Annotated in this window: 6 protein-coding genes; all 6 read left to right on the top strand. The window is 69.7% G+C overall.

From position 1 onward, the window contains the following. Window positions 1-1188: SDR family NAD(P)-dependent oxidoreductase (locus tag AD428_RS21235; RefSeq protein WP_053246499.1), on the top strand; the 1188-nt coding region annotated here is incomplete at its 5' end. Between the two features lie 44 nt (window positions 1189-1232). Then, window positions 1233-2012: a cyclase family protein gene (locus AD428_RS21230; protein WP_053246498.1), complete on the top strand. Its 780-nt coding sequence runs from the start codon at window positions 1233-1235 to the stop codon at window positions 2010-2012. 91 nt (window positions 2013-2103) lie between these two features. Continuing rightward, window positions 2104-2832 (top strand): SDR family NAD(P)-dependent oxidoreductase, encoded by a 729-nt coding sequence (locus AD428_RS21225; RefSeq protein WP_053246500.1) that lies wholly within the window; start codon window positions 2104-2106, stop codon window positions 2830-2832. 134 nt (window positions 2833-2966) lie between these two features. Continuing rightward, window positions 2967-4115, top strand: a complete 1149-nt coding sequence (locus tag AD428_RS21220) for an ABC transporter substrate-binding protein (protein ID WP_053246497.1) — start codon at window positions 2967-2969, stop codon at window positions 4113-4115. Between the two features lie 151 nt (window positions 4116-4266). Further along, window positions 4267-5307: a branched-chain amino acid ABC transporter permease gene (locus tag AD428_RS21215; protein WP_053246496.1), complete on the top strand. Its 1041-nt coding sequence runs from the start codon at window positions 4267-4269 to the stop codon at window positions 5305-5307. After that, window positions 5304-6557: ABC transporter permease subunit (locus tag AD428_RS21210; RefSeq protein WP_082308533.1), on the top strand; the 1254-nt coding region annotated here is incomplete at its 3' end. The genes AD428_RS21215 and AD428_RS21210, both read left to right, overlap by 4 nt.

The following is a 6557-nucleotide window of genomic DNA, read 5'->3' as shown; positions in this document are numbered from 1 at the left end:
CAGCCCACGCTGCCGCCCGGCTCGCGCAGCCGGCGCGCGCTGGGCCTGACGGCCGCCGCCGCCGAGGGCCGCTTCGCGCTGCAGGTGTGCGCCGAGTGCGCCGCCGTGCAGTACCCGCCGCGCGAGGTGTGCGGCCGCTGCCTGTCAGAACGGCTGTCGTGGAAGCCGGTGTCGCCCCTGGGCGTATTGCTGGCCAGCACCACCCTGCATCACAGCAACGACCTGTATTTCCGCGAACGCCTGCCCTGGCGCGTGGGCACGGTGCGCATGGACGCCGGCCCTTCGGTCGTGGCCCACGTGCACCAGGATTGCGCCGACGGCGCGCGCGTGCGCCTGGCGCTGAAACTGGACCGCAGCGGCCAGGCCGTGATGATCGCCCTGCCCGAACGGAGCACGCCCCATATGGAAGACGACAAGACCCTGCGCGAGACTTCGTGCGATCCCAAGTTCCGCCGCGCCCTGGTCACCGACGGGAAGTCGGCGGTCGGCCAGGCCGTGGCGCGCGCCCTGCTGGACGCGGGCAGCCCCGCCGTGTTCCTGGGCGATCCGCAACCCTGGCGGCGCGACGCGGCGTTCGACGCGCTGGCGGCCGAGGCCCGCGTCCAGGCCGTGGCCCTGGACGTAACCGACACCGACTCGGTGGAGCGTGTGGCGGCGTCCATCGGCGGCAAGGTGGAGATCCTGGTCAACACCGCCGACTTCGAGCGCGAGGGCGGCCTGCTCCACCGCAAAGACGTCAATACCGCGCGCGACGCGCTGGACGTGAACGTGCTGGGCCTGGCGCGGCTGGCCCAGGCCTTCGGCCCGGCCCTGTGCGCCCGCGCCGCCGACGGCGTGAACAACGCGGCGGCCTGGGTGAACGTGCTTTCGATCTACGCGCACGTGAACCTGCCCGCGCGCGGCATGTGGTCGGCCTCCAAGGCCGCCGCGCTGTCGCTGGCGCAATGCCTGCGCGCCGAAATGCGCGCCGCGGGCGTGCGCGTGGTGAACGTGTTTCCCGGTCCGCTGGACCATGAGTGGGAACAGCGCACGCCGCCGCCGCGCGTGGCGCCCGCCGCCCTGGCCGGCGCCATCGTGCGCGCGCTGCGCGACGGCCTGGAAGACGTGTACGTGGGCGACGTGGCGCAGGAGTTCCGCGCCCGCCTGGCCGAAAACCCCAAAGGACTGGAACGCGAACTGGGGCAGTGAAGGCGCGCCGCGCCGCCTGCCCGCAACCCCGAGGAGATCCACGCATGAGCCCGAACATCCTGACCCAATTCCTGGCCGAGCTGGCATCCGGAAGCATCCGCCTGGTGGACCTGACGGAAACCCTGACGCCGGAGTTCCCCACCATCGTGCTGCCGCCGGAGTTCGGCCAGGCCTGGCCCTTCCGCATCGAGGAGATCTCGCGCTACGACGAGCGAGGCCCGGGCTGGTACTGGAACAACTTCTCCTGCTCCGAACACACCGGCACGCACTTCGACGCGCCCGCGCACTGGATCACCGGCAAGGACCAGCCCGACAATACCGTGGACACCATCCCGGTCGAAGCCTTCATCGCTGGCGCCTGCGTCATCGACTGCTCGGAGCCGGCGCGCGACAACCCCGACTTCCTGCTCACCATCGACTATGTGCGCGAATGGGAGGAGCGCCACGGGCGCATCCCGCCGCGCTCGTGGGTGCTGATGCGCACCGACTGGTCCAAGCGCGCCAAGCCCGCCGAGTATCTCAACATGCGCGAGGACGGCGCCCATTCCCCGGGCCCCGACGCCGAGGTCGTGCCCTGGCTCATCCGCGAACGCGACGTGCACGGCTTCGGCACCGAATCGGTGGGCACCGACGCCGGGCAGGCCCAGCACCTGGACCCGCCCTACCCCTGCCATTACTACATGCACGGCAACAACCGCTACGGCCTGCAATGCCTGACCAACCTGGACCAGCTTCCGCCCACCGGCGCGGTGGTGTTCTCCGCGCCGCTGAAGATCCGCAAGGGCTCGGGCAGCCCGCTGCGCGTGCTGGCGCTGACGGTGTGACTCCCCCGAAGCGTTATGCGCCGCCCCCTCGGGGTAGGGCCCCGCTTCGACATATAGGAAAAGATTGACAATGACAGACAAGGGAAACGCCATGGGGAAATTGCAGACGGCGATCGTTACCGGCGGCAGCGCGGGCATCGGCGCGGAGATTTGCCGCAGCTTGCTGGAGGCGGGGTACGAAGTGGTGTCGCTGGCGCGTCGCGCGCCTGAATTCAGCCATCCGCGGCTGTCGTCCATGCAGGTTGACCTGCTGGACGCGCAGGCCACCGCGCAGGCGGCGGCAGAGGCGGCGCGGCGGCATCCGGTCAGCCACATCATCCATAACGCCGGCGTGATCTGGCCCAAGCTGCTGCCCGAGGTCACGCAGGAAGATCTGCACGGACTCACGCAGTTGCATCTGGGCGCGGCCATCAGCCTGGTGCAGGCCGCGCTGCCCGGCATGCGCGAGCGCAAGTTCGGCCGCATCGTGCTCATGTCCTCGCGCGGCGCGCTGGGCCTGCCCACGCGCACCGCATATTCGGCCACCAAGGCGGGCATGCTGGGCATGGCGCGCACCTGGGCGCTGGAACTGGCGGCGGACGGCATCACCGTGAACGTGGTCGCGCCCGGCCCCATCCAGACCGACATGTTCTACGAGGTCATCGAGCCCGGCAGCGAGCGCGAGCGGAAACTGGCCGACGGCATTCCCGTCAAACGCCTGGGCCGCGCCGACGACGTGGCCCGCGCCGTGATGTTCTTCGCCGATCCGGCCAACAGCTTCGTGACCGGCCAGACGCTGTTCGTCTGCGGCGGCGCCAGCGTCGGCTCCATCACCATCTGAAAGACCCGATTGCGGGTTTTGACGGATAGGTAAGCGCGCGGCGCGCGTCTACAGTGCTGTGCCGCCGCCCCCCGCAGTCTGTTTTCTCCGTAGTCCTGCCGTATCCACCCAGCTCCCTGTTCGGAGGATTTGCCATGCTGTCGAAGAAGCTCTCCCTCGCCGCCGCCGCGGTCGCCGCCCTCTGCGCCATGCCCGCCCTGGCGCAGATGAAGGTGGGCGTCGTCACCTCGTCCACCGGCCCCACGGCCCTGGTGGGCATTCCGCAGAAAAACTCGGTGCCGCTGCTGCCCAGGAAAATCGGCGACATCACCGTGGAATACATCTCGCTGGACGACGCCAGCGACTCGACCAACTCGGTCACAGCCTTCAAGAAGCTCATCAGCGAGCAGAACGTGGACGCGCTGATCGGCCCCTCGGGCTCGCCCAACGCCATGGGCGTCATCCAGTTCGCCGCCGAGGCCGGCGTGCCCATGCTGGCCCCCGTGGGCACGGCGGCCGTGGTGCTGCCCATGAACGACCAGAAGAAGTGGGTCTTCAAGACCACGCAGAACGACGACATCATCGCCCGCGCGCTGGTCGACCACATGGCCAAGACGGGCATCAAGACCGTGGGCTTCATCGGCCTGAACGATCCCTACGGCGAAAACTGGTACAAGGTGTTCTCGGGCATGGCGGCCGAGAAAGGCATCAAGATCACGGCCAACGAGCGCTACCTGCGCTACGACAGCTCGGTAACGGGCCAGGCGCTGAAGATCCTCGCGGCCAGGCCCGACGCGGTGCTGGTGGCGGCGCCCGGCGCGGCCAGCGTGCTGCCGCAGGCCACGCTGTACGACCAGGGCTACAAGGGCAAGTTCTACCAGACCCATGGCGCCGCGCTGCCCGATTTCCTCAAGCTGGGCGGCAAGAAGGTCGAGGGCACCATCCTGGCGGCCAGCCTGATGCTGGTGCTGCCCGAAGTGCCCGACAGCAACCCCTCCAAGAAAGTGGCCAGCAACTACATCGCGGCCTACGAGAAGCTCAACGGCTCCAAGCCCGCCACCTTCGGCGCCAACGTCTACGACGCCGGCCTGCTCCTGGAGCAGGCCGTGCCCAAGGCCGAGAAGGCCGGCAAGCCGGGCACCAAGGAGTTCCGCAGCGCGCTGCGCGACGCGCTGGAACAGACCAGGGAGTTGGTGGGCACGCAGGGCGTCTACAACATGACGCCGGCCGACCACAGCGGCTTCGACGAGCGCGGCCGCGAACTCATCACCGTGAAGAACGGCAACTGGACGCTGGCGCAGTGAGGTCCGCCCCCGCAGCGCCGCGCGCTTCCCCCTCCTCGGGGCATGCCTGCGGACCGGCAGAGCCGGCTCCGAGGCATCCCGCTGGCGGGGCGCCTCGTGCATGCGGGGGCCGGCCGCCTGATGCCCCCGTCCGTTCTACCCGGAATGCCGCATGAATGCTCAGATCGCCCTGATACTCGGACAGGACGGCATCACCAACGGCGCCATCTACGCGCTGCTGGCCCTGTCCATCCTGCTCGTCTTCACCGTTACCCGCGTCCTGTTCATCCCGCAGGGCGAGTTCGTCGCCTATGGCGCGCTGGGCATGGCGGCCATCCAGGCCGGCAAGCCCGTGGCCCTGGTGTGGCTGCTGCTCGCCTTCGCCGTGGCCGAGGTGGCGGCCGACCTGGCGGCGCGCCGCAAGTGCCCCGGACGCGCGCGCGGCGCGTGGCGCATGGCCGCCAGGATCGCCTACCCGCTGGCGCTGGCCGCGCTGATGTACCGCCTTCCGCTGGCCCGGCTCCCGATGGCGGCGCAGGCGCTGCTCACGCTGCTGCTGGTCGTGCCCATGGGCCCGCAGCTCTACCGCCTGTTCTACCAGCCCATCGCCGGCGCCTCCACGCTGGTGCTGCTCATCGTGTCCATCGCCGTGCACCTGGCGCTGGTGGGCCTGGGCCTGTATTTCTTCGGCGCCGAGGGCGCGCGCACCGCGCCCTTCAGCGAGGCCAGCTTCGCGCTGGGGCCGGTCAACCTCAACAGCCAGGCGCTATGGGTGGTGGCCGTGTCGGCGCTGCTCATCCTGGTGCTGTACGTGTTCTTCGAACGTTCGATGTACGGCAAGGCGCTGCGCGCCGCCGCGTACAACCGGCTCGGCGCGCGTCTCATGGGCATCTCGCCGGTATTCGCGGGCAAGGCCACCTTTTTCCTGGCCGCCCTGATCGGCACCGTGTCGGGCATACTCATCGCCCCCATCACCACCGTGTATTTCGACTCGGGCTTCCTGGTCAGCCTCAAGGGCTTCGTGGGCGCCATCATCGGCGGGCTGGTCAGCTATCCGCTGGCGGCCGGCGGCGCGGTGCTGGTGGGCCTGATCGAATCGTTCTCCTCTTTCTGGGCCAGCACCTACAAGGAAATCATCGTCTTCACGCTGATCATTCCGGTGCTGCTCTGGCGCTCCCTGAAAAGCCATCACGTCGAGGAAGAAGACGAATGAGCCCCCGCCACATCCTCGTCGTTTTCCTGGCCCTGCTGGCCGTCGCGCCGCTGGCGCTGCCGCCGTTCTATGTAACGCTGCTCAACTACATCGGCCTGTACGCCCTGGTGGCGCTGGGGCTGGTGATGCTGACGGGCGTGGGCGGCCTGACGAGCTTCGGCCAGGCCGCCTTCGTGGGCGTGGGCGCCTACACCACGGCCGTGCTCACCACGCGCGCCGACGCGCTGCCCGCCTGGCTGGGCTGGCTGGGCGCCTCTCCCTGGCTGGCCCTGCTGGCCGGCCTGGCGCTGACGCTGGCGCTGGCCTATCTGCTGGGCGCCATCACGCTGCGGCTGTCCGGCCATTTCCTGCCGCTGGGCACCATTGCCTGGGGCCTGTCGCTCTACTACGCCTTCGGCTCGGTGGAGGGGCTGGGCGGGCACACCGGCATCCCCGACATTCCGCCCATCCGCGTGTTCGGGACGCCGCTCACGCAGGGCGATCACATCTACTATCTGATCTGGGCCTTCCTGCTGGTGGCGGTCTGGTGCACGCAGAACCTGCTGGACTCCCGCGAGGGCCGGGCCATCCGGGCACTCAAGGGCGGACGGGTCATGGCGGAATCCATGGGCGTGGACACGGCGCGCTCGCGCATGGTGATCTTCGTCCTGGCGGCGCTGCAGGCCTGCGCCTCGGGCTGGCTGTACGCCCACATGCAGCGCTTCGTGAATCCCCACCCGTTCGGCCTGCAGATGGGCATCGAATACCTGTTCATGACCGTCATCGGCGGCGCGGCGCAGGTCTGGGGCGCGCTGGTGGGCGCGGGCGTGTTCACCGTCCTCAAGCAGTGGCTGCAAGACCTGCTGCCCGGCCTGCTCGGCCAGAGCGGCAACTTCGAGATCATCGTGTTCGGCTTCGGCATGGTGCTGCTGCTGCACCGCGCGCGGCGCGGGCTGTGGCCGGTGCTGGCTCGCCTGGCGCCGGTGCGCCGCAAGCCACGCCAGGTGGACATGCAGGCCGAGCCGCTGCCGCGCCGGACCATGCCGCCGCGCGGCGAGGTGGTGCTCAAGGCCGTGGACGTCACGCGCCGCTTCGGCGGCCTGGTGGCCAACAACGCCATGAACCTGGAAATCCGGGCGGGCGAGATCCTGGCGCTCATCGGCCCCAACGGCGCGGGCAAGAGCACCATGTTCAACCAGATCTCGGGCGTGGACACGCCCACCTCGGGCCGGGTCGCCCTGCTGGGCCACGAGGTGGCGGGCGCCGGCGCG

The organism is Achromobacter sp. DMS1, from assembly GCF_001270295.1.
The sequence above is the reverse complement of the archived record's forward strand: the minus strand, read 5'-3'. Positions and strand labels throughout refer to the sequence as shown.